Below are 658 nucleotides of genomic sequence, written 5' to 3'. Positions count from 1 at the left end.
TCTACCGGGTGCTGCGCCGCCGCGACATCCGCGACAAGGTGCGCATCGAGAACCGGGTGATGCCGGTGCGCGTGCTCACCGTGGACGGCCGGGCGGCCGGGATCGCCGGGTTCGACACCAGGTCGGGGCGGTTCGTCACGGTCTCGGCCGGAGCGGTGATCCTCGCGACCGGCGCGTGCGGCCGGCTCGGGCTGCCCGCCAGCGGCTACCTCTACGGCACCTACGAGAACCCCACCAACGCCGGCGACGGCTACGCCATGGCCTACCACGCGGGCGCCGAGCTCAGCGGCATCGAGTGCTTCCAGATCAACCCGCTGATCAAGGACTACAACGGCCCGGCCTGCGCCTACGTGGCCAACCCGTTCGGCGGCTACCAGGTGAACAACCGGGGCGAGCGGTTCGTCGACTCCGACTACTGGTCGGGCCAGATGATGGCCGAGGTGGCCGCCGAGATCGACTCCGCCCGGGGGCCGATCTACCTCAAGCTCACCCACCTGCCGGACGAGACGATCAGCGCGGTGGAGAACATCCTGCACTCGACCGAGCGACCCACTCGTGGCACGTTCCACGCCGGCCGTGGCCACGACTACCGCACGCACGACGTGGAGATGCACATCTCCGAGATCGGCCTGTGCGGCGGCCACTCGGCGTCGGGCGT

At 70.2% G+C, this 658-nt stretch carries 1 protein-coding gene; it reads left to right on the top strand.

Annotated features, from left to right (window positions below; all coding sequences use genetic code 11):
- On the top strand, positions 1-658 hold a 658-nt coding region (locus DAT37_RS28645; RefSeq protein ID WP_157978760.1), incomplete at both ends, for an FAD-binding protein.

Source organism: Nocardia aurea (genome assembly GCF_003123685.1).
Classification (GTDB): domain Bacteria; phylum Actinomycetota; class Actinomycetes; order Mycobacteriales; family Mycobacteriaceae; genus Nocardia; species Nocardia aurea.
The sequence above is the reverse complement of the archived record's forward strand: the minus strand, read 5'-3'. Positions and strand labels throughout refer to the sequence as shown.